At 62.8% G+C, this 21,312-nt stretch carries 24 protein-coding genes; 7 read left to right on the top strand and 17 right to left on the bottom strand.

All coding sequences use genetic code 11. From position 1 onward, the window contains the following. Positions 1 to 23: 23 nt before the first annotated feature. The 7 genes from HBO19_RS18635 to HBO19_RS18665 all read right to left on the bottom strand — a co-directional run bounded on the left by HBO19_RS18635 (position 24) and on the right by HBO19_RS18665 (position 6,262). Complete coding sequence (locus tag HBO19_RS18635) at positions 24 to 665, bottom strand: peroxiredoxin-like family protein (protein WP_169955799.1); 642 nt, start codon at positions 663 to 665, stop codon at positions 24 to 26. A gap of 19 nt (positions 666 to 684) precedes the next feature. Continuing rightward, on the bottom strand, positions 685 to 1,449 hold the full coding sequence (locus tag HBO19_RS18640) for a hypothetical protein (RefSeq protein WP_169955800.1): 765 nt from the start codon (positions 1,447 to 1,449) through the stop codon (positions 685 to 687). Further along, on the bottom strand, positions 1,446 to 3,083 hold the full coding sequence (locus HBO19_RS18645; protein WP_170058048.1) for an FAD-binding oxidoreductase: 1,638 nt from the start codon (positions 3,081 to 3,083) through the stop codon (positions 1,446 to 1,448). The genes HBO19_RS18640 and HBO19_RS18645 overlap by 4 nt, the downstream gene beginning before the upstream one ends. Then, on the bottom strand, positions 3,073 to 3,939 hold the full coding sequence (locus HBO19_RS18650; RefSeq protein ID WP_169955802.1) for a class I SAM-dependent methyltransferase: 867 nt from the start codon (positions 3,937 to 3,939) through the stop codon (positions 3,073 to 3,075). Before HBO19_RS18650 ends, HBO19_RS18645 begins: the two co-directional genes overlap by 11 nt. Positions 3,940 to 3,973: 34 nt before the next feature. Next, positions 3,974 to 4,903 (bottom strand): GNAT family N-acetyltransferase, encoded by a 930-nt coding sequence (locus HBO19_RS18655; RefSeq protein ID WP_169955803.1) that lies wholly within the window; start codon positions 4,901 to 4,903, stop codon positions 3,974 to 3,976. Positions 4,904 to 4,953: 50 nt separating this feature from the next. Further along, positions 4,954 to 5,466 (bottom strand): MarR family transcriptional regulator, encoded by a 513-nt coding sequence (locus tag HBO19_RS18660; protein WP_038441617.1) that lies wholly within the window; start codon positions 5,464 to 5,466, stop codon positions 4,954 to 4,956. A gap of 178 nt (positions 5,467 to 5,644) precedes the next feature. Further along, positions 5,645 to 6,262 (bottom strand): LysE family translocator, encoded by a 618-nt coding sequence (locus HBO19_RS18665; protein WP_170058049.1) that lies wholly within the window; start codon positions 6,260 to 6,262, stop codon positions 5,645 to 5,647. A gap of 106 nt (positions 6,263 to 6,368) precedes the next feature. Between HBO19_RS18665 and HBO19_RS18670 the strand changes: the two genes are divergently transcribed. Continuing rightward, entirely contained in the window at positions 6,369 to 6,821 is a 453-nt protein-coding gene (locus HBO19_RS18670; RefSeq protein ID WP_169955805.1) for an Lrp/AsnC family transcriptional regulator, read from the top strand. 50 nt (positions 6,822 to 6,871) lie between these two features. Here HBO19_RS18670 and tatC read toward each other — a convergent pair whose 3' ends face one another. The 3 genes from tatC to tatA are packed head-to-tail and all read right to left on the bottom strand — an operon-like array spanning position 6,872 to position 8,126. After that, positions 6,872 to 7,618, bottom strand: a complete 747-nt coding sequence (gene tatC, locus HBO19_RS18675) for a twin-arginine translocase subunit TatC (protein ID WP_169955806.1) — start codon at positions 7,616 to 7,618, stop codon at positions 6,872 to 6,874. Beyond that, positions 7,615 to 7,911 (bottom strand): Sec-independent protein translocase protein TatB, encoded by a 297-nt coding sequence (gene tatB / locus HBO19_RS18680; RefSeq protein ID WP_169955807.1) that lies wholly within the window; start codon positions 7,909 to 7,911, stop codon positions 7,615 to 7,617. Before tatB ends, tatC begins: the two co-directional genes overlap by 4 nt. Further along, a complete protein-coding gene (tatA, locus tag HBO19_RS28715; RefSeq protein ID WP_346266504.1) occupies positions 7,911 to 8,126 on the bottom strand; it encodes a twin-arginine translocase TatA/TatE family subunit in 216 nt (71 codons plus the stop codon). Before tatA ends, tatB begins: the two co-directional genes overlap by 1 nt. 161 nt (positions 8,127 to 8,287) lie before the next feature. Here tatA and gspK point away from each other — a divergent pair, with 161 nt between their 5' ends. Next, complete coding sequence (gene gspK, locus HBO19_RS18690) at positions 8,288 to 9,253, top strand: type II secretion system minor pseudopilin GspK (protein ID WP_169955808.1); 966 nt, start codon at positions 8,288 to 8,290, stop codon at positions 9,251 to 9,253. A 1,420-nt stretch (positions 9,254 to 10,673) separates the two neighbouring features. Here gspK and HBO19_RS18695 read toward each other — a convergent pair. The 6 genes from HBO19_RS18695 to HBO19_RS18720 all read right to left on the bottom strand — a co-directional run bounded on the left by HBO19_RS18695 (position 10,674) and on the right by HBO19_RS18720 (position 17,737). Further along, entirely contained in the window at positions 10,674 to 11,402 is a 729-nt protein-coding gene (locus HBO19_RS18695; RefSeq protein WP_169955809.1) for a hypothetical protein, read from the bottom strand. Between the two features lie 16 nt (positions 11,403 to 11,418). Beyond that, entirely contained in the window at positions 11,419 to 14,133 is a 2,715-nt protein-coding gene (gene mgtA, locus HBO19_RS18700) for a magnesium-translocating P-type ATPase (RefSeq protein ID WP_170058050.1), read from the bottom strand. A 207-nt stretch (positions 14,134 to 14,340) separates the two neighbouring features. Then, positions 14,341 to 14,625 carry a hypothetical protein gene (locus HBO19_RS18705; protein ID WP_170058051.1) on the bottom strand — a complete coding sequence of 95 codons (285 nt, stop codon included), beginning with the start codon at positions 14,623 to 14,625 and terminating at the stop codon, positions 14,341 to 14,343. A 308-nt stretch (positions 14,626 to 14,933) separates the two neighbouring features. Continuing rightward, the gene (locus tag HBO19_RS18710) at positions 14,934 to 15,545 is read right to left on the bottom strand and encodes a LysE family transporter (RefSeq protein WP_170058052.1); all 612 of its coding nucleotides are present in this window, start codon (positions 15,543 to 15,545) and stop codon (positions 14,934 to 14,936) included. 38 nt (positions 15,546 to 15,583) lie between these two features. Then, a complete protein-coding gene (locus HBO19_RS18715) occupies positions 15,584 to 16,411 on the bottom strand; it encodes an AraC family transcriptional regulator (RefSeq protein WP_170058053.1) in 828 nt (275 codons plus the stop codon). Between the two features lie 42 nt (positions 16,412 to 16,453). Beyond that, positions 16,454 to 17,737, bottom strand: coding sequence for an arsenic transporter (locus HBO19_RS18720; RefSeq protein WP_170058054.1), 1,284 nt, complete (start codon positions 17,735 to 17,737; stop codon positions 16,454 to 16,456). Between the two features lie 139 nt (positions 17,738 to 17,876). On the opposite strand from HBO19_RS18720, the gene HBO19_RS18725 reads away from it, so the two are divergent. The 5 genes from HBO19_RS18725 (at position 17,877) to HBO19_RS18745 (ending at position 20,415) form a co-directional block, all read left to right on the top strand. Continuing rightward, positions 17,877 to 18,092, top strand: a complete 216-nt coding sequence (locus HBO19_RS18725; protein ID WP_003212603.1) for a hypothetical protein — start codon at positions 17,877 to 17,879, stop codon at positions 18,090 to 18,092. Positions 18,093 to 18,208: 116 nt separating this feature from the next. Then, entirely contained in the window at positions 18,209 to 18,904 is a 696-nt protein-coding gene (locus tag HBO19_RS18730; protein WP_170058055.1) for an alpha/beta hydrolase, read from the top strand. Between the two features lie 114 nt (positions 18,905 to 19,018). Then, entirely contained in the window at positions 19,019 to 19,714 is a 696-nt protein-coding gene (locus HBO19_RS18735; protein ID WP_057440118.1) for an AzlC family ABC transporter permease, read from the top strand. After that, positions 19,711 to 20,022, top strand: coding sequence for an AzlD domain-containing protein (locus HBO19_RS18740; RefSeq protein WP_169955816.1), 312 nt, complete (start codon positions 19,711 to 19,713; stop codon positions 20,020 to 20,022). The genes HBO19_RS18735 and HBO19_RS18740 overlap by 4 nt, the downstream gene beginning before the upstream one ends. Before the next feature lie 39 nt (positions 20,023 to 20,061). Then, positions 20,062 to 20,415, top strand: a complete 354-nt coding sequence (locus HBO19_RS18745; RefSeq protein ID WP_170041544.1) for a hypothetical protein — start codon at positions 20,062 to 20,064, stop codon at positions 20,413 to 20,415. 137 nt (positions 20,416 to 20,552) lie between these two features. Here HBO19_RS18745 and HBO19_RS18750 read toward each other — a convergent pair whose 3' ends face one another. Further along, positions 20,553 to 21,257, bottom strand: coding sequence for a YoaK family protein (locus HBO19_RS18750; protein ID WP_169955818.1), 705 nt, complete (start codon positions 21,255 to 21,257; stop codon positions 20,553 to 20,555). Between the last annotated feature and the right edge of the window lie 55 nt (positions 21,258 to 21,312).

Raw genomic sequence — 21,312 nt, forward strand, 5'->3', positions numbered from 1 at the left:
GTGCCTTCGGCGAGCGTTGCCGGTTATGCGCGGCTGGCGGCCGTGATCAATACCTGTGGCTCTACCCGTTGCGAGTAGTCCACGTTGACGAAGGCGGCGCGGATCAGCCCGTCCTGGCCGATCACAAAGGCGCTGGCCATCGGCAGGGTCAGGGCGTCGGAGCCGTTGAACAGCTTGAGGTCGGCGCCCAGGGAGCGGTAGACCTCATCCAGCTCGTCTTCGAGCTTGAACACGATGCCGTACTGGCGCGCCAACTGGTTGTCGGCATCGCTGAGCAACAGGTAGTCGAGGCCGAGGGCTTCACGGGTCTTGCGCGAGAACTGCGGGGTCTGCGCCGACACCGCCACCAGGGTGGCGCCCGAGGCCGCCAGGTCCGCGACCATTTGCTGGTAGGCCGTCAACGCCTGCCCGCAGAAGGGGCACCACAGGCCTCGGTAGAACACCAGCACCAGCGGGCCTTTTTTCAGCAGTTGATTGAGGTCCACATCCTGCTCATCAGCATCCTTGAGCACCGCCAGGGGCGCCTTGTCGTTGGCCTTCAGGGCCTTGTCGTCCAGATGGCTGTCGAGCAGCGTTTGCAGCGACGCCTGGAACTTGTGCAGGACCTCGGCAGGCAGCTGGGCCATCTGGTCCTTGACGGTTTGTAGCTTTTCCTTGAGCGACATGGGTGACTCCTGTTCACGGCTATTGAGAGAGGCTGCGGGTAGCCCGGGTAAAAATCCTGCTGGCGGCCTTGCCGCTGGGTGGGTAGCGCTCGAACAAGTCCCGCACCCAGTCCGGGCGGGTCTTGCTGGCGTCGTTGATCCAGTTGGCCACCGAGTCCTGGGCGTATTTGTCGGTTTCATCGAGCATGGCAATCAGCAGTGGCTCGGCGATTTGCGGCTCGCTCTTGAGTTGGGCGATGTGTTCGCACCAAACCCCGCGCGGGCGCAGGATTTCCACGCAGAAACGGCGGATCAGCGGGTCGTCGCTGCGGGCATGGCCGCGTAGTAGCACCAGCGCCGCCGCCAGGTCCTGGGCCAGCAGCGGTCGCAAGGCAATCCAGGCCCATTCGCGCACCCCAAAGTGCGGGTCGGTGGCGAACTGGAACTGGCTCAGCAAGGCCTGTTCCAGCTCGCTGTGGCGTTCGCAATAAGCGTTGGCGAAGGCGGCCCAACTGCGCACGGTGTCCGAAGGATGCTCCAGCAGCAGGCGCCAGGTCTGCTCGCGCAAGGGCAGGGCGGTGCTTTCCAGCCACTGCCCCAGCGCCAGGCCCAGGCCGGCGACTTTCTTGGAAATACCCAGCGCCTGGCTGGCCTGGGCTGCGCCGAGCAGTGTTTGGGCCAGGGTAGGCTCCAACTGCGGGGCAATGGCGCGCGCCAGCGCCACCTGGTCAACGGCCAGGCATTCGCCCAGGTTGCGCGTGGCCAGGCGGCCCTGGTCAATCAGGTCTTTGCGTTCTTCACTCATATCGATACCACCGACGCGGTCGTGGGCTGTTCAGGGGTTGGGCTGGCGGCGCAATAGCGCCCCGGGGAAAGCAGGTTGTCGGGATCCAGTGCCGCCTTGATCCGCGCCCCAAGTTGCCAGGCGGGCCCCTGGGAGTCAGTCAACAGGTGCATGAAGCTGGCGGGCACGCGATACGGCAACACACCCAGCGCCTTGCCTTCGGCAAACAGCTGGCGATAGCACTCGTGGGCACGGGCCGAGGCTTGGGCGTGCGTGCGGTCGAACAGCAGCGGCACGGTGCAGTCAATGGCACGGCTCGACAGGCTGGTCAGCGTCACCGGGCAAGGCATTTGCTGTTGGCGGCACCGACGCTGCAGGGTGCGCACAAAGTCGGCGACTTCCTGGGTCTTGAGCGGCAGGATCGGCGCGTACCAGATCAGCCCGCAGTTATCCCGTGCCGGGTTCAGCGGCGCATCCGGCAGCGGCTTGGCGCCGGCGGTGTAGGCCAGCGGCAAGGCCACTTCGCTGGGCTGGCCTTCCATCAGGTCGATGCCTTGCAGCATTTTGCCCAGGGTCAGTTGCCAGCGCCGGGACCAGCCACCGGGCAGATACCCCAGCAGGCGCCGTGCCGCAGTCAATTGGCCCCGGGTCTTGAACAGCGATTTGCTGGCGAAGGGCTCAAGCTCAATGCTGATCATGCGTTTGAGCGAGGCGTGCTGCGCCTTCTGGCAATAGATCGAACCCACGCCCATCCATGCGGGCAGGCCCAGGGCATCGGCGGCGGCCCGTTGCTGTTCTTCGCTCATGCCCACCACCTGGGTGTCTTCACTGGCCATGGTCAGCAGCCGCGTACGGTTCATCAGGTTGATGCCGCCGATCTGCCCGGGGGCCAGGTCAAGCATGCGCTTGATACCTGCCAGGGCTGCTTCCAGCCCTTGTTCTTCATCCACCCAGAAGTAAAACGGCTGGATAACCTCGGGCTTGCGCACCAGGGCAATCGACATTTGCGTCACCACGCCCAGCCCGCTCTGGCTGAACAGGCCGTCGAGGTACGGCCCCACACCCCATTTGAAACAGGGCGCGCTGCCTCCCAGGGCCATGGGCGAGCGGTACAAGGTTCCGTCTGCCAGCACCGCTTCAAGGCCCAGTACCGCCTGGAAATGGTCGGTATGGGGGGTGATGCCGAAGCCACGCTCAAGGGCATTGCCGAGCACGCTGCAGGTCGGGCCGGCGCCGGTGACTGGCGTCATCCAGGGCAGGTTGTGCTCCTGCAGGTAGCGAGCGAGGTCGCCCTGGGTCACCCCAGGCTCCAGGGTCACCACCGACAGCGCCTCATCGAACGCCAGAATCCGGTTCATTGCGCTCAAGTCCATCAGCACGCAGCGGGCGTCGGTGGTCGAAGCGGTGCCGTAGCCCCAGTTGTGCCCGGTGCTGATCGGGTGCACGGCAACTCCATAGCGCCGGGCGATCGCCATGCACGCCGAAACTTGCTCGGTGCAGCGTGGCGCAATCACCACCCTGGCATACGCGGCGGAGCACATGGTGTCTTGCTGGAAGCGCTCGATGCTTGCCGCGTCGACGCGCACCCCCGCGTCACCGAGCACCTCGCGCCACTGCTGCTGGGCGAGCGTCAGGTGGGCGGATTCAAAAGGCACTGGCCAAGCCTCCGAGGCGCAGGAACAGGCGCAGCTGGTTCACATCCGCCTGGCGACTGGCGGGCAGCGCACTGTAGCGGCGGCGGAACTCGGGTTTGAGCACCCTGACGCAACGGCGCTTGGGCGTGCGGATCACCATCATCAACGGGCTGAACGCGGTGCTGTAGACCTTGGCGCAAGGGCCCAGGTAGCTGGCGGCCAGGGTCTGGAATTCCTCCAGGGAGAACGCGGCCAGCAGCGAATTGCGGTAGTCCAGCAGGGTTTCGGCGTCTGCGCCGTCGCTGGCGCGCTCGACAAAGTAGTCGACGGACTCGATGGTTTTCAGGCGCCCGAAGTCATTCAGGTAGATCGCCCGGTCATTGCGCAGCACCCGGGAGATATTGCGAAAAGTGCCTTCCAACTGGCCGAGGTTTTCCAGGTGATGCAGGGCCATCGACGAGATCACCACATCCACGCTGCGGTCAGCGATCGTGGCGAGCCGGGTCATGTCATCTGCAATCAGCTGGACGTTGTCGATGCCTTGCTGGTGGCACGCTTCACGGGCCACCTCCAGCATATTCTGCGACAGGTCCATGCCGATGAATTCGGCCCGTGGGTTGAGCCGTGCCACTTGCAGCAACAGGGCCGCCGGGCCGCAGCCGATGTCCAGCACCACGTCGCCGGGCTTGATCAGCGCGCACATCTGCGCACAGTGATAAAGGTGGGTGCCGGACAAGGCCTGGCCCTGGGCGGCGCTGTCGGCGTAGGACGCCACACTCTGCTGCTGTTCCATGACCAACGCAGGCTCGGGTATACGCTCGAAGGGCTGCTTGATCGTTATTTCTCTGAATATCGCGCGCAGCAATCCGCTGTCCATACTGCTTCCTCCATGAAATGACGTTTGAACGTGCTTACGCCAGGGCCAGCGCCCGCTGGATCCGTGGCGACAGGTTGCGGCCATGCACGCCGCAGCGGGCCATATGGGTCAGCACTTCGTGCGCGTCCCAGTGGCGTACGCTGCCGGTGGCGGGCAGGCGGATGTGGGCGTAGTCGCTGCGGCAGAAAAAATCGAAGAAGTGCGTGCGCTGGCCTTCCACGGCAAACCCCAGGGAGGGGCGCTGATAGGCCTGCTGGAATATCGCCGGCGCTTCGCCCAGGTCCAGCGACAGGGGCAGCGACAAGGCGTTGTTGAGCTTGGTGTAGGGCTGCACCCGGCCCATGGGCGAGAAGAACAGCACATTGCGATAAAACGCCCCCGCCCGTGGGTGCACGGCGATCAGCAGCCGCTGCACCCCGCGAAAATGCATGGCCCAGCGAAACATCGCGTTGTAGAGCATCAACGGCACACCCTTGCCGCGATACCCGGCGGCCACGGCCAGGGTGCCGACCTCGGCCAGCCGCCCGCCCGCCAGGCGTTGCAGCACCACCTCATTGCCATGCACCTCTTCCAGGGGCAGGCCGAGCATGGAGTCTTCGATCAACGACACCGTGCCGACGATCTGTCGGTCCTTGATCGCCACGAAGGTGGTAGTGCTGGGCAGCAGATGAAACGCGCAAAAGCGCATGCCGGCCCGGCACACCGTAGAGATACCGCGCCGCGCATAGCTGTCGTTGACCAGGCGCAACGCCTCTTCGAGTTCGAACAGGCTTTGCACCGGGCGAAACTCAAAGCCTTCGATGGCCAGGGGATGGCGGGCGATACGCTGGATAAACAGGCGCCGATACAGCGCCGGGGGAATGTAGCGCTCCAGGGAAACCATGCTGTGGCGGATGACATCGACGCCACTGTGAATGCGTGGCTTCCTGCCGAAATTGGTCATCACTCGTTGACTGTGCAGCATCAAACACCTCCTTGTGTGACTACCGCGATTGAAGCAATTGACGCCCGGGCCTAATGCCCATCCGGTAGTTGCTGGGACAGCGCGTGGCTGGCCGAGATGCAATAGATCGACTCGGACAACGCCTGGCGCTGTTCAAGGCTCAAGCCCTGGATGATGCCGCTGATCCAATCGGTGTGTTCGGCAAACACTTCATCGACCACGCGCTTACCGTCGGCGGTCAGGCTGATGATCAGCTTGCGCCGGTCGGTAGGGTCGGTCTTGCGCTTGATAAAGCCGTCGCCCTGCAGGCCATCGAGCAAGCCGGTCACGGTGCCGGTGGTGATCGACAGGCGCGTCGCCAATTCCAGTGGCGACAGTTTCCCGCCGGCGCTCTTGAGGGTGAGCATGATGACGAAGCGGCCCTCCGACAGGTTGTAGCGGGCCAGGCGGATGGCACACACACGATTGATCGCGGCCGCAGCCGACAGCAGCTCGAAGCACAGCTTGACGCTGTCCCTGACCTCGGCTGGCACCCCGTCAAGCTCGCGCAGCATGATGTGGTGTTTGTTCTCTAAAATATTCATAAGGCGCAGTTTATCTTGGTGCCTTACTAAGTCAACATTTTGTTTATTCTTCGTTGCAAGCACGGGGCAGGGCGCTTCGATCGGCAAGGTTTGTGGTGCAAAACCACAGTGAGTATGTTTGAGGCGGATGCCAGTTTTTGGGCGAGCATTGTCAGTGGCCGGCAACTACTGACCGCGCTCAACCGAGGAGTTCTTCGCCGAGCAGCACCCCGGCAATCACGATCATTGCCGCGCCCGAAACGCCGCTGACATAGCGCGCGGCAACCGGACGTGCCTGCAACACGGCCTGCGCGCCAAACCCCACTAGCAGGTAGACCACCGCACAGCTGAGGGTATGAATCAGCCCTAGCAGCACCATCTGCAGCGACACCGGCCAGGTGGCGCCAGGCTCGGTGAACTGGGGCAACAGCGCGAGGAACAGCAGGAAAACCTTGGGGTTCAGCCCACTGATGCACAACCCCTTGAGCATCCAGCGCTGCCAGCTATTGGCCTCCCGGCTGGCGTGCGCATGGGGTGTGGCAGGGTGGGCCAGCATATTGATGCCGAGCCACAGCAAGTAGCCGGCCCCGGCAACCGTCAGCACTGACAGCGCAGCAGGGTGACGGGTCACCAGGCTACCCACGCCGCCCGCCACGACCAGGGTGGCAAGTAAGTGGCCGCACAGCAGCCCAGCCACTGCGGGGATGACCCTGCGCCCCTTCAAGCCCGCCGCAATCGCGTAGGCCCAATCGGCGCCGGGCGTCAGCACAAACAGAATCGACACTGCCCAAAAGGCAAGCACAGCGGTCCACGTCATTGTTTTGTTCTCCCTGTAGGAATGTGCAGGAAGAATAATGAAATGCAGTTAGAATTTGCTTTCAAAGATACCTGGCAAAAGGCCTTGAATTGGGAGAATCTTCTAAGTGGACCGAATTGATCGAAAGATTCTCTGCGAGCTGCAAAAAGACGGGCGCCTGTCGGTCACCGAGCTTGCCGACCGTGTGGGGCTGAGCCTTTCCCCGTGCCATCGACGGGTCAAGGCCCTGGAGGAGTCCGGGGTGCTGCTCGGCTACCGCGCCTTGCTGGACCCCGGCGCAGTCGGCCTGAACTTCTCGGCAATGGTCTTTGTCACCCTGCGCGAAGGCGACCGGCCCGCAGTGGCGGCCTTTGAAGCGGCGCTGCTGGAAATTGCCCAGGTAGTGGATGCCCAGCGCCTGTTCGGCGAGCCGGATTACCTGCTGCATGTGATCACCCAGGATCTGCCGGCCTTTCAACGGCTCTACGATGAGAGCCTGTCGACACTGCCCAACGTGCAGCGCCTGACTTCGACCCTGGTGATGAAACGGGTGATCCAGGACCGTCCGCTACCGTTGTGATCATGGCGTAGCGCCTCATTGGTGCGGCGCTCCCATGCGCCGTGAGGCCCCTACGTCACCTCGGTGCGCGGCTTGCTCACCGACCGGCTGGCCAGCAGTCCCAGCTCGAACAGAATCCACATCGGCACCGCCAGCATGGTTTGCGAAAACACATCGGGCGGGGTCAGCAGCATGCCCACCACAAAGCAGCCGACGATCACATAGGGCCGGCTCTTTTGCAGGGTCTGGACATCGGTAATCCCGGCCCAGATCACCAAGAAGGTGGCCACCGGGATTTCAAAGGCCAAGCCGAACGCCAGCAACAGCGCGAGGATGAAGTCCAGGTACAGGGCGATATCGGTCATCATCGCCACGCCGTCCGGGGTCACGCTGGTAAAGAAGCCGAACATCATCGGGAACACCAGGAAAAACGCAAACGCCATGCCCGCGTAAAACAGCACTACGCTGGCGGCCAGCAGCCAGGCGGCGGTGCGGCGTTCCTGGCGGTACACCGCTGGCGCGATCATGCCCCAGGCCTGGTGCAGCAACAGCGGCATGCTGATGAACAGGGCGATCATCATGGTCAGCTTGAGCGGCGCCAGAAACGGCGAGGTCACCCCGGTGGCAATCATGGTTGCGCCGCTGGGCAGGAAATCGCGCAACGGCTGCGAGACGAAACTGTAGAGCTGCTGCGCAAAGGGGAACAACGCGCAAAACACCAGGAGGATCGCCAGGACGCAGCGCACCAGGCGCGAGCGCAGCCGGGTCAGGTGGCCGGTCACCGACAGGCGCGGGGCAGGCAAGGGCAGGTCGCTCATGGGGCAGGTTGTCCTGGGGAGGTGATGGTGGCTGGCGGCGGCGGGGCCTCCAGGCGGATACCGTCGCGCAGTTGCTGCTCCAGTTGCCGCAAGGGTTGCTGGTCGATGCTTTGCAACAGGTGCTCGTGGTCCAGTTCCTGGGTGACCTGGGCCTTGAGCGTATTCATCGCCCGCTTGGCCCGGCCCAGCCACAGCCCGGCATTGCGCGCGGCAATCGGCAGGCGTTCGGGGCCCAACACCAGCAGTGCCACCAGGCCCACCAGCAGCAGTTCGCTAAACCCGATATCGAACATCAGTGTTTGCTGTCTGCAGGTCGCTGAGGTTCGCCTTGCACCTCAAGGCTGGTCTTTTGCGCCGCCTGGGCGCCCGGCTCGTTGCCCATGGAGGAGCGAAAGCCCTTGATGGCCTCACCCACATCACTGCCCAGGCCCTTGAGGCGCCGGGTGCCGAACAGCATCACCACGATCAGCAGCACGATGACCAGTTGCCAAATCCCTATACCACCCATAACGCCACTCCAAGCCATTGATTTGAAATATGAAGGCGCAGTTTGCCGAGGCTTTATGACGGCGCGGTGACGTTTTTGCGGGAATTGTGTGAGCCTGCCACCTGGTTGAAACATCCACTGTGTTGACTGTCGCCAGGATCTACATAAAAGGTGGCTGGGCAATGGACAGAAATCGGCAGCAGGGGGCGGCGTTGTTGATGGTGCTGGTGGCCCTGGCGATGCTGGCGGGCGGCATGGCCTGGATGGTCGAGCAGGGGCGCCAGCAGGTCGACAGCGTGCGTCTGGTGCAGCAGCGCGTGCAGGCACGGGCGATCGAGCGGGCGGCGCTGGCCTTTACCGAGCAGGCCCTGCAAGACCCGTTGTGGCGCGCCAGCCCGTTGTTCTGGCAGGCCATGCGCGGGCAGCCGCTGGCTTATGACTTCAAGGGGGGCAAGGCGAGCATTCAGATTCGCGACCTGCACACCTGCTTCAACGTCAACGCGCTGATCGGCCCTGAAGCCGAGCGTGCCCAGCGTCAGTTGGTGCATTTGCTGGGGGCGGACATGGCTGCCGAACGCCTGGCCCAGACCCTGGCCGACTGGCTCGACGCCGACCAGCAGACCCGCCTGCAAGGTGCCGAAAGCAACGAATACCTGCGCCAGTCGCCACCGCGCCTGGCGGCCAATCAACGCATGCGCGATATCAGCGAGCTGAACCTGCTGGCGCTGCCCGACCCACTGCGGGCGTTGCGCTACCCGCAGCTATGCAGCCTGGACGAGACCGCCGGCTGGCGCCTGAACGCCAATGCGCTGAACCTGGAAATGCTGCCGCTGCTGGATGCGTTGTACGAGGGCGAAGTGTCGCGTTCGGTGCTGACCCGCCTGGTCAGCGCCCGCCCGGCGGGGGGCTATCGCGATGCAGGCGAACTGCGCCAGGCGCTGGGGGCGATGGATGACGCGATGTTTGAGCGTTTGAGCGAAGGTCTGCAGCTCAATGGTGACCACTTCCTGCTGCAACTGGACATCGACCTGGATGGCCAGCGGTTTCGCAGCCAGTACCGTGTCGAAGCGCAGGGCGTGGTGAAATGGCATGCGCGAGTGCCGGCGCAGGGCATGTTACTGCGCTCGCGGGAGCCTTTGCCGTTATAGCGCGATAGCCCAGGCAGTGTAAGCGTTGGCTTGCCCGCGATGACGGTGGTGCAGTTACCATTTTTGCCGGCTGGTTGACCGCTGTCGCAGGCAAGCTCCCCCATGGATCTGCCCGGTTGTAGATTTTGAGTGCAGCATGAACCCTGTAGGAGCTGTCGAGCTTTAGCGAGGCTGCGAAAGCGGTGGCTTAGCCAACATCAATGCCAGCCATACCGCCGCCATCGCCGCCTCGCTGGGGCTCGACAGCTCCTACATTATTTTTGCCCGGCTGGCATGGCGTGGTCGCTGTAGGCCGCCAGCGTCAAGGCTCCGCAGATCCCGATGAACCCTGTAGTAGCTGTCGAGCCCCAGCGAGGCGGCGATAGCGGTGGCTCAGCCAACATCAATGCCAGCCATACCGCCGCCATCGCCGCCTCGCTGGGGCTCGACAGCTCCTACATTATTTTTTGCCCGGCTGGCATGACGTGTTCGCTGTAGGTCGCCAGCGTCAAGGGTCCGCAGATCCCGCAAATCCCGATGAACCCTGTAGGAGCTGTCGAGCTTTAGCGAGGCTGCGATAGCGGTGGCCCAGCCAACATCAATGCCAGCCATACCGCCGCCATCGCCGCCTCGCCGGGGCTCGACAGCTCCTACATTATTTTTGCCCAGCTGGCATGGCGTGGTCGCTGTAGGCCGCCAGCGTCAAGGATCCGCAGATCCCGCAAACCCCGATGAACCCTGTAGGAGCTGTCGAGCTTTAGCGAGGCGGCGATAGCGGTGGCTCAGCCAACATCAATGCCAGCCATACCGCCACCATCGCAGCCTCGCTGGGGCTCGACAGCTCCTACATTATTTTTGCCCAGCTGGCATGGCGTGGTCGCTGTAGGCCGCCAGCGTCAAGGCTCCGCAGATCCCGATGAACCCTGTAGGAGCTGTCGAGCCCCAGCGAGGCGGCGATAGCGGTGGTTCAGCCAACATCAATGCCAGCCATGCCGCCGCCATCGCAGCCTCGCTGGGGCTCGACAGCTCCTACATTATTTTTGCTCGGTTGGCATGACGTGTTCGCTGTAGGTCGCCAGCGTCAATGCTCCGCAGATCCCGCAAACCCCGATGAACCCTGTAGGAGCTGTCGAGCTTTAGCGAGGCGGCGATAGCGGTGGCTCAGCCAACATCAATGCCAGCCATGCCGCCGCCATCGCCGCCTCGCCGGGGCTCGACAGCTCCTACATTATTTTTGCTCGGTTGGCATGACGTGTTCGCTGTAGGCCGCCAGCGTCAAGGATCCGCAGATCCCGCAAATCCCGATGAACCCTGTAGGAGCTGTCGAGCCCCAGCGAGGCGGCGAAAGCGGTGGCTCAGCCAACATCAATGCCAGCCATGCCGCCGCCATCGCCGCCTCGCCGGGGCTCGACAGCTCCTACATTGATTTCCCTCCGGTGTTTCAGAACCGCAGGGTAGCCCCCGTCGTCAGCCAGCGGTCGCGATCCCCGGTCAGGTTGTGCCCGACCACCAGGTCTACATCCACTTGCTGACCCAGATGCACTCGCGGCCCGGCTTGCCAGGCCTGGTCGCCGCCTTGCTGGCCATAGCGTTCTGCCAATAGCGTCAATGAGTCCGCCAAGCGGTATTCCAGGCCTGTGCCCCAGGTCAGTCGGTGGTTTTGTTCGCCATTGTCATAGGCATGGGCCCAGCCGGCATTGAGGTTCAAGCTCAGTGTCTCGAACGCTTGCCAGGTCAGCGGCAGGCCCAGGTCGGCGCCGTCGAACGGATGCCGGCGATCCAGCGCGATATGCGCCGCCGCCGCCCAGGCGATCTCCACGCCCGCATCCTGCCAGGCCCACAATGAACCCTTGAGTTGCGGGCTGAGTTGGGTCTGCTCAGGGTCATCCTCGAGGGCCGTGCCCCATTGCAGGTTGGGCAATGCCCTCGACGTACAGGCTGTAGAGAGCGTGGTGCGCTGTGTTGAACGGGTGTAGCCGGCGTCGACATTGCATTCGCCGGGGGCGTTGATGGCGCCATCATCGACCACGTAGGAACCGCCTGCGGCGAACGCCTTGGACACCAGGCCAACGGCCAGGGTCGCGCCGATAAAGACCAGGTTGCGGCGCAGCGCTCGTTGCCGCGACGCCGGCAGCCACTCGAAGGCAGCCAGGAAGGTGTGTTTGTGCATGGGATTATGCTCCGGCTCAGTACCACTGCTTGAAGCGGCGGATGTAGATCGTCTTCATCAGTTGTGCCACGCAGCAGTAGGCGAGCAAGGTGCCGACCAGCCAAGGGAAGTACGCCCACGGCAACGGCTGCAAGCCCACGATCGTGCCCAGGGGCGAGAAGGGCACATAGATCCCCAGGGCGATGACCAGGCTGGTCATCAGCAACACCGGCCAGGCGGCGGTGCTCTGGAAGAACGGGATCTTGCGGGTGCGCAGCATGTGCACCACCAGGGTCTGGGAGAGCAGCCCTTCAACGAACCAACCGGACTGGAACAGGGTCTGCATTTCCACACTATTGGCCGAGAACACGTACCACATCAGGGCAAAGGTGGTGATGTCGAAGATCGACGAGGTCGGCCCGATCCAGATCATGAAGCGCCCGATGTTCTGCGCGTCCCACTTGCGTGGCTTGGCCAGGTATTCCTTGTCCATCTTGTCCCACGGCAGGGCCAGTTGGGAGATGTCGTACATCAGGTTTTGCAGGAGCAGGTGGATCGCCAGCATCGGCATGAAAGGAATGAACGCACTGGCCACCAGCACCGAGAACACGTTGCCGAAGTTGGAGCTGGCCGTCATGTTCAGGTACTTCATGATATTGCCGAAGGTCTCGCGGCCTTTAAGCACACCTTCTTCGAGGACCATCAGGCTCTTTTCCAGGAGGATGATATCGGCCGATTCCTTGGCAATATCGGTCGCGCTGTCCACCGAGATGCCGACGTCGGCATCGCGCAGGGCGGGTGCATCGTTGATGCCGTCGCCGAGGAAGCCCACGGTGTGACCATTGGACTGCAAGGCCTTGAGCACCCGGGACTTTTGCAGCGGGGTCAGCTTGGCGAACACCGTGCGTTGTTCGACCTGCTGCTTGAGGGTGGCATCGTCCATGGCTTCGATGTCCACACCCAGCAGTGGTTCGCCGGGTTCCAGGCCGACCTGGCGGCAGATGGTGCGGGTGACCACGGCGTTATCGCCGGTCAGCACTTTGACCGCGACCCCGATCTCTTGCAGCGCGGCAATCGCCGGGCCGGCGGTTTCCTTCGGCGGATCGAGGAAGGTCAGGAAACCGTGGATCACCAGGTTGCGTTCATCGGCGGGAGTGTACTGCTGGCGCGCCAGGGCCTTGGGAATATTGCGGGTGGCCACTACCAGCACGCGGAAACCGTCCTCGTTGAACTCGTTGGCGGTGCGCAGCAATTCCTGGCGACGACCCTCGTCCAGGGCCACGGCGCTAGCGCCTTCCATCACATGGGTGGCAATGCCGAGCATTTCTTCCACGGCGCCCTTGCACACCAGCAGGTGATCGCCGTGGCTGTCCTTGACCACAATCGACAGGCGCCGGCGCACAAAGTCGAAGGGCAGTTCATCGACCTTGCTGTAGGCAAACGGCACCTGGAACTTGGGGTTGTGCTGGGAGAACGCGAGCACCGCCTGATCCATCAGGTTCTTCATGCCGCTTTGGTGATGGCTGTTGAGCCAGGCCAGGGACAGCACCTGGTCGTCCCGCTGGCCGAAGGCGTTGACGTGGTGCTCGAGGATGATTTTGTCCTGGGTCAGGGTGCCGGTCTTGTCGGTGCACAGCACGTCCATCGAACCGAAGTTCTGGATCGCGTTGAGGCGCTTGACCACCACTTTGCGCTTGGCCATGGCATTCGCACCCTTGGCCAGGTTGGCGCTGACGATCATCGGCAGCATTTCCGGGGTCAGCCCCACGGCCACCGCCAGGGCAAACAGGAACGCGTCGCCCCAATCGCCCTTGGTAAAGCCGTTGAGGAAAAACACGATGGGCACCATCACCAGCATGAAGCGGATCAGCAGCCAGCTGACGCTGTTCACCCCACGGTCAAAGGCGGTTTGCACCCGGGAGCCGACGATGGCCTTGGCCAGCGAACCGAAATAGGTACGCGGCCCGGTCGCCACGACCACCGCCTGGGCGCGGCCGCTGACCACGTTGGTGCCCATGAAGCAGATGTTGGGCAGGTCCAGCAGGTTGCTCTGGTCCGGCGCTTGAAGCGTGGCGGATTTTTGCGTGACGTCGCCCAGGGTGTCGTACTTTTCTACCGGCAAGGCTTCGCCGGTCAGCACGGCCTGGCTGATAAACAGGTCGCGGGACTCGATCAGGCGGATGTCGGCCGGGATCATGTCGCCGGCCGACAGTTGCACGATATCGCCGGCCACCAGTTCACGCATCGGCACTTCACGCAGGGTGGGCTTGGCGCCGACCTGCTCGCGGCGCAGCACGGTGGCGGTGGTGCGTACCATGGCCTTGAGGGCTTCGGCGGATTTTGCCGAGCGGTGTTCCTGCCAGAAGCGCAGCAGGCTGCTCAGGGCGACCATGGTCATGATGATAATGACCTTGGTCAGGTCCACTTCTTCACCGGCGCGCAGCGGCAGCCAGTAGTCGGTGACAAAGCTGATCACCGCGAGGGTCAGCAGTACGTAGATAAACGGGTTGTTCAGGGCCTGGAGGAACTGCACCACCGCGTGGGGCGGCTTGTCGTGGGCCACCTCGTTATAGCCTTCGCGTTGCAGGCGGGCGCTGGCATCCAGTTCGGTCAGGCCGTCCTTGGTCGCCCGGACATTGGCCAGGGTCGCTGCCAGGCCGTTTTGCGCTTCGCGGGCGGCACGCATCGACAGTTTGCTGTCGTGGGCGGTGCTGTTTTTGTTTGCAAGTTGCGTGGTTTTTACGGCGCTCATGATTTTTACTCCTGTCGACATACCCGTTACTTGCCGTCAGGCAGGCGAACACAGGCACGCCGAGTCGCAGTTTTTGCGATCGGGTCTAATAACTTTAACGAGGCGAGTTAATTAACGGGCGCGCAGAAAACTACGGCTGGCTTAGTTCGCAAGGAACGCCAGTTAATTAATTGACCAATAATCAGGAAGTTGCTGTTTCCAGTCGGCTTATGCCGCGCGCGCGCTCAGGCTCAGGCGCACTTGGGCAAGCCGGCTGGAAACGTTCCGTCTCTGCGGATCTTGAGGGTCGGCATGGTCCCAATGCTGGACCAGATGGCCGGTGGTGGGGCACAGGCGCCAGTGCGCCTGCAGGTGTTGCACATTGATACGCGGGGAAGGGGAAGCCAAGGCCAGGCGCACCGGGGCAACGCCCATGGAAGCACGGCACAGCTTGGCACGCAGGGCTGAGGCCAGCGTGCGTACATCAGGTAGAACAAGGGTCTGGAAATTCATAACACACCTCGGGACCGGACTGTGCCGGCTCAAGGCAGTTACGTTGGAGCATCAAGCTCTAGCGCAGCTTACCCGGCCTGGAAGGCGAGTCCCGTCATTACTCTGGGTTTGGCGCCCGACCCCTGTATTCACGGGGAGCGGACAGCGACTAGATACTGTGTCCATTGGCTTCTTTTGTGAGGTTGAAAAAAGGCCCTAGTTGCAGGCACGGGCAATTTACTCAGGCAGGCAGGGGATGTCAATCTGTAATGAACTTGTTTGTTGTCCGTTCAGACTTTATTCAGATTGGCCTGATTGGCTATATAAGTTCATAGATTGTATGCGGCCAATAATGCGAGATAAATCAGTACTAAGCCGCAGGCACCATGACTGACTCGCTGCCAAGTTGCCGAGGCGTTCTTTCGCAAGACATTGACCAAGCCTGCAATCAAAAAACACGACAGGATCGAGGCCAGCATAAAACCGGCGAAGAACACCAGGGTCTGGCCATGACTCGGCGTGGCGCCGACGATGCCTGACAAGGCACTGCCCAGGGCGCCCCAATACACGATGTTCTTGGGGTTGGCCAACGAGATGGCGGCCCCCACCATCAGCGCATTGCGCCCGGTGCTGGGCGGTGCGCTGTCGGGTTGCGGCAACTGCCAGGCATCTTGCAGGCTGCGCAGGCCGAGCCAGGCCAGGTACAGCGCGCAAACGGCGGTCAGCGGCACACGTACCGCTTCGTGCTGGATCAGCAGGGCCATGCCGGTCAGGCCGATTACCGCCCAGGTCGCATCGCCCACCAGCGAGCCTATTTGCACCAGCAACGCTGGGGTGAACCCATGCAGCAGGCCGCGGCGCAGGGTTTCCGCCAGCACCGCGCCAGGGGACAGGCAAAACACAAAGCCGAATACCAGTGCGCAAAAAAAGATCGTCAACATCGCCATCCCCATAAATGCCATCGCCGGCAAGCCGGCTCCTACAGGTCAGTCTGAGGCTGGGGGCACGCAGGGGTCTTGGACCAGATTGCGCTCTGATAGCGGCCAGGGGTAATCCCGTACGCCGCACGGAAGTGCCGGTTGAGATGGCTCTGGTCGGCAAAGCCCAGGTCATGGGCAACCTCGGCGGCGCTCAGGCCGCTGCGCAGCAAGCCTTTCGCGCGGCGGGTACGCAGTTGCATGGCCCACTGGCGGGGGCTCAGGCCGGTTTCTTTCTGGAAGGTGCGCAGTACGTGGAATTTCGACAGGCCCAACTCGTCACCCAGGGCGTCCAGTGCCACACCCTGATGCAACTGCGCGGCGAGTAACTCCTGGGCCTGGGCGACGAGCCGTGACCCGGCGCTGGCGCCACCCGGCAGGCGCACACCACTGAGCTTGACCACCTCGCCCAGCAGCACCACCAGGGCATCTTCGTTCAGCCCCCGCAGCAGCGGGTCGGCGCTCAGCGCGCCCTTGGCGGCGTGCGCCAGTTGCGCCGCCAGGGCAGGGGCAAAACACAGCGCGCGATCAAACTCCAGGTGGGCCAGCCCCAGGTCGTCGGCCAGGCGATCGGCACCGGCGTACAGGCTGACAAAGTGCCAGGGCGCCCCCTCGGCCGCACCGCCGCCCTGGATCTGGCCAGGGTTGTACAGGGTGATACTGCCGGGCCCGGCCTCGAAAGTGCGGCGGTCCAGCCACACCTGTTCGGCGCCCACCAGGTTGACGCCAATCACGCATTCGTCGTGGCTATGGCGGGCAAACGTCAGGCCGCTGCAGGTGGTGCTGCTGATTTCGTAATGGCCCAGCCAGGCGTGGTGCGGGGAACTCATGGGGTGGGCTCAGTGGCGGCGGGTGCGGCAAAGCATACCTGTTTAGATACTCAGGCGCAGGGCCAGCGCGGCCAGGGTGGCCAGCAGCACCGGCAGCGTCAGCACGATGCCGACCTTGAAGTAATAGCCCCAGGTGATCCGGATGCCCTTGCGCGCCAGGATATGCAGCCAGAGCAAGGTTGCCAGGCTCCCAATGGGCGTGATTTTAGGCCCCAGGTCGCTGCCGATCACATTGGCGTAGATCATTGCCTCCTTGACCACGCCCACGGCATGGCTGGTCTCGATCGACAGCGCGCCGATCAGCACCGTCGGCAGGTTGTTCATCACCGAAGACAGCAGCGCCGTCAGCAAGCCGGTGCCCAGGGCGGCGCCCCACACGCCGTAATTGGCGAAGGCGTCGAGCCAGGTGGCCAGGTACGTGGTCAGCCCGGCGTTGCGCAGGCCGTACACCACCAGGTACATGCCCAGGGAAAAAATCACGATCTGCCAGGGCGCTTCCTTGAGTACCTTGCGCGTGGAGATCTTGTGGCCTTTGGCGGCGATCACCAGCAGGAGCAGGGCGCAGGCGGCCGAGATGGCACTGATGGGAATGCCCAGGGGCTCGAGGGCAAAGCAGCCGACCAGCAGAATGCCCAGCACCCACCAGGCGGCGTGGAAGGTTGCCGGGTCATGAATCGCGCTGGCCGGCTCGGGCAGGTCGGCGGGGTCATAACTGTGCGGGATATCGCGCCGGAAGAACCACAGCAGCACCGCCAGGGTCGCGGCAACGCTGACCAGGTTGACCGGCACCATCACCGCCGCGTACTGGTTGAAGCCGATGTTGAAATAGTCTGCCGAAACGATATTCACCAGGTTGGAGACTACCAGCGGCAGGCTGGCGGTGTCGGCGATAAACCCTGCGCCCATCACGAAGGCCAGGGTAGCAGCGGGTGAGAAGCGCAGGGCCAGGAGCATCGACATGACAATCGGCGTGAGGATCAGGGCCGCCCCGTCATTGGCGAACAGCGCCGAGACCAGCGCCCCCAGCAACACCATATAAGCAAACAGCCGGCGGCCCCGGCCCCGCCCCCAGCGCGCCACATGCAACGCGGCCCAGGCAAAAAAGCCGGCCTCGTCGAGGATCAGGCTGATGATGATCAGGGCGACGAAGGTGCCGGTGGCGTTCCAGATGATCTGCCACACCACCGGGATATCCGCCAGGCTGATCACGCCACAGGCCAGGGCGAGGATCGCGCCCATGGTTGCACTCCAGCCTACGCCAAGACCCTTGGGTTGCCAGATGACCAGGACAATGGTGAACAGGAAGATGGCGAGGGCAGCAAGCATCAAGGCATTCTCTGTGGGGGGGATTCGACGTTTGATTGACCTGTGACAAGGTACCGAGGTTCTGTGCCAAGTGGTTGAAATTAAAATGAAACACAACTGTCCTAAAGTGCCCGCCATTGGTGATAAAGGAAGTAACGGTGTGACCCGTGCCACTCGCAACCTGCGCAAGACCCTCGATTCTGTCGCGGACAACAACGAAACCGCGGCTTTTGACTTGATGCGCGCCGTCGAAAAACTCAGCGATGAAGTGCTGCGTCAGCGCCTGCTCAACACCATTCACCGCCTTAACCAGGATGCCCATGAACTGCGTGAGGCCCGGGATGCGGTAGAGCGGGTGTCGGTCAAGCTGGCCTGATAATGGCACGTAGCCGTTCGGCGATTGGGGGGTGACGATCGAGCCGGCTGCGCTGACACTGGGCATGGTCGCGGCTGTCCGCAAGACCCCATGCTCAATCCACAGGAAGTCATCGAATGAGTGAAAAACCGGCAATTGTCCTGGTACACGGCTTTTGGGGCGGCGCAGCCCATTGGAGCCGAGTGATCGTCGAACTGCAGAAAAAGGGCTATCGCGACTTGCACGCGGTGGAAATTCCCCTGACTTCATTGGCCGACGACGCCGAACGCACACGCAAGATGGTGGCCCAGATCAAGGGGCCGGTGTTGTTGGTCGGGCATTCCTATGGGGGCGCGGTCATTTCCCAGGCAGGCAACGAGCCCAACGTCCAGGGCCTGGTGTTTATTGCCGCGTTTGCCCCGGATGCGGGGGAAAGTCCGGGCGCAATCACCCAGCAACACCTGCCCGAGGCCGCCGCCAACCTGGTGCCGGACAGCGATGGCTACCTGTGGGTCAAGCCCGAGTTGTTCCATGAGAGCTTCTGCCAGGACTTGCCGCAGTCAGAGGGCGACGTGCTGGGAATTACGCAGAAGGCGCCCCTGGCCAGTACCTTTGGCGATGAAGTGAGCAATCCGGCCTGGAAGAACAAGCCGTCGTGGTATCAGGTGTCCACCCAGGACCACATGATTCACCCCGATAACCAGGTACGCATGGCCGAGCGCATCAAGCCCCGGGAGATTCTCACGCTGGACGCCAGTCACGCCTCGCTGGCCTCAAGGGCAGGCGAAGTGGCGGCATTTATCGACAAGGCCGCCACGGCCCTGCAGCCATAAATCAGGCAGGCAACATTCCTTCCTGGCGTCGGGGTGTTGCCTGCAAGATCGTTCAAGACAATCCTGTTTGGCGCTGCCATGCTTGCCGACTGTCTGTCGATGAGCCTGTTGTCCATGCCTACTGCCTTGCCGCATTACGCCTTCGCCCGTGGCGCGATTGCGATTATTCCCCTGTCGTTGGCCTGCGCCCCGTGGGGCCTGCTCGCCGGTTCCCTGGCGATTGACGCCCAATTCACCCCGCTGGAAAGCCAGGGCCTGTCGGCCATTGTGTTTGCCGGTGCCGCACAGTTGGTGGCGATTGGCATGGTCAAGAGCGGCGCGAGCCTGATCGCCATTTTGCTCACCACCTTGCTGCTGACCTCCCAGCACTTGCTGTATGGCATGCATATGCGTAGCACCCTGTCGCCCTTGCCGGCGCGCTGGCGCATGAGCCTGGGCTTTTTGCTGACCGACGAATTCTTCGCCCTGGTCAGCCAATACGACCGCCAGACCTTCAACCGCTGGTATGCCCTGGGCGTGGGCCTGACGTTCTACGTGGCCTGGAACCTGTTCACCCTGGCCGGCATCGTGCTCGGCAAGAGCATCCCCAACCTCGATCAACTGGGCCTGGAGTTCTCCATCGCCGCGACCTTCATCGCCTTGATCACCCCGGTTGTGCGTGATGTGCCGACGGTGGTGTGCGTGGCAGTGGCCCTGCTGTTTTCGGTGCTGCTCAGCTACTGGCACTGGGAGTCTGCGGTGGTGGTGTCGGGGTTGTTGGGGATGAGCGCAGGGTATGCCTGCAAACGCTTGGGAGTGGGGCAGCGATGATTTTTGTGATGATTATCGGCATGGGCCTGGCGGTGTTTTTCAACCGTTATCTGTTTCTTGAACCGCGCTTGCCGGTGCGCCTGAACCGCGGCGCCCGGGAGTTTCTCGGGTTCGCGGTACCCGGCATGTTGACGGCGATTTGCGGGCCGATCATTTTCCTCGCCGAGCACAAGCTCAACCTGAGCCCCACCAACCCCTACCTGCTGGCCGGGATCTGTGCGGTGGCCCTGATGTTCTGGACCCGCAGCGTGTTGACCACGGTGCTGTTGAGCATGGCGCTGTTCTATCTGTTTCGCTGGTTGTTGTAGGCAGTGGTACAGTCGCGTTTTTTTCAAGGAAGCGATGGCATGCGGAAGGTGGTGATAGGTGCGTTGGTCCTGGCGGCGCTGGCCGGTTGCGCAGGTTCGAAGATGAAAGACGCACGCGCTGGCGCGCCCTATAAAACCCTGGCGTCTGATAAGGCGGCCCTGGTCGTAGCCCAATGCATCCAGTTTGGCTGGCAGGACGAGGCGGTATTCGGCGTCGACGCCGGCGGCTTCATGGAGCCTGCGCAAGGCGGTGGCCATACGGTGTACACCACGGGCGGTGACTACTTTGTCGATGTGCGCAGCGCCGGTACCAGCACCACGGTCAGTTACTACGCGGTGCAGGACAATTGGGCCGCCAAGCGCCGTCTGGCCGCCTTGGCGACCTGCCTGTAGGTTGTTTCTTTAGAAATCTTCAGAAATGCCCAGCGGACACTGCGCCGGCTTTGTCTTAAAATGCCAGCGCTTGCCCGACATGATGGCTCTTTACCAGTACATGGATGTCGAGGCCTAAATGTCGGGCAAGCACCTTTTCAACGTGGCATATAGCCCAGGTGCCAGCGCCGCGGAATCTTCAGCGACACCAGGCCCAGCAGCGCCGACAGCAGGCCGCTGACCAACAGTGCCCGGATCCCCATCTGGTGCTCCAGCACAGCACCGATCACCGCGCCGACAAACATTCCGGCCCAGGGAATCAACTGCACGCGCCAGCCATTGCGGCGCTCCCCCAGCATCCAGCGCCCCAGGCCGCGACCGAAACGCGACAACGCGCCGGTCACGTAAGTCAGCCCCACGGGCAAGCCATTGACCTGTTCCACCGCCGCATTGAGCATGCCCATGGCAATGATCGCAGCCAGTACTGCCGGCAACTGCTCGGCCATCGGCCACGCCGCGGCGCCGCACAATAGCGTGGCAATACACAGCAACAACGGCAGCGCATGGCGCTTGCTCACGCGGCTGATGATCACCCCCAGCGCATTGCCCAGGATAAACGTTGCCACCAACAGGGTGAGGCGCCCGGTCAGCCCCAGGTCACCCTCACTGATTGCCACCGCCAGCCGCGTGGTGTTGCCGCTCATGAACGAGACAAAATCGCCACTGGCCATGAAACCGATGGCGTCGGTCATGCCGGCCAGCACCGAAAGGCTGGCCACCAGCGTCAGGCCGATGCGCCCCCGCCATTTGTGCTGGTGCTGCAGGGCGGTATTGACCATGGGTTTAGGGGAAGAGGGCAGCACGGCGAGAGGTTCCTCTATGAGATTATCCGGCCACTACCGTAGGACGCTTTCCGGT

Source organism: Pseudomonas sp. WS 5021 (assembly GCF_012985535.1).
GTDB lineage: Bacteria > Pseudomonadota > Gammaproteobacteria > Pseudomonadales > Pseudomonadaceae > Aquipseudomonas.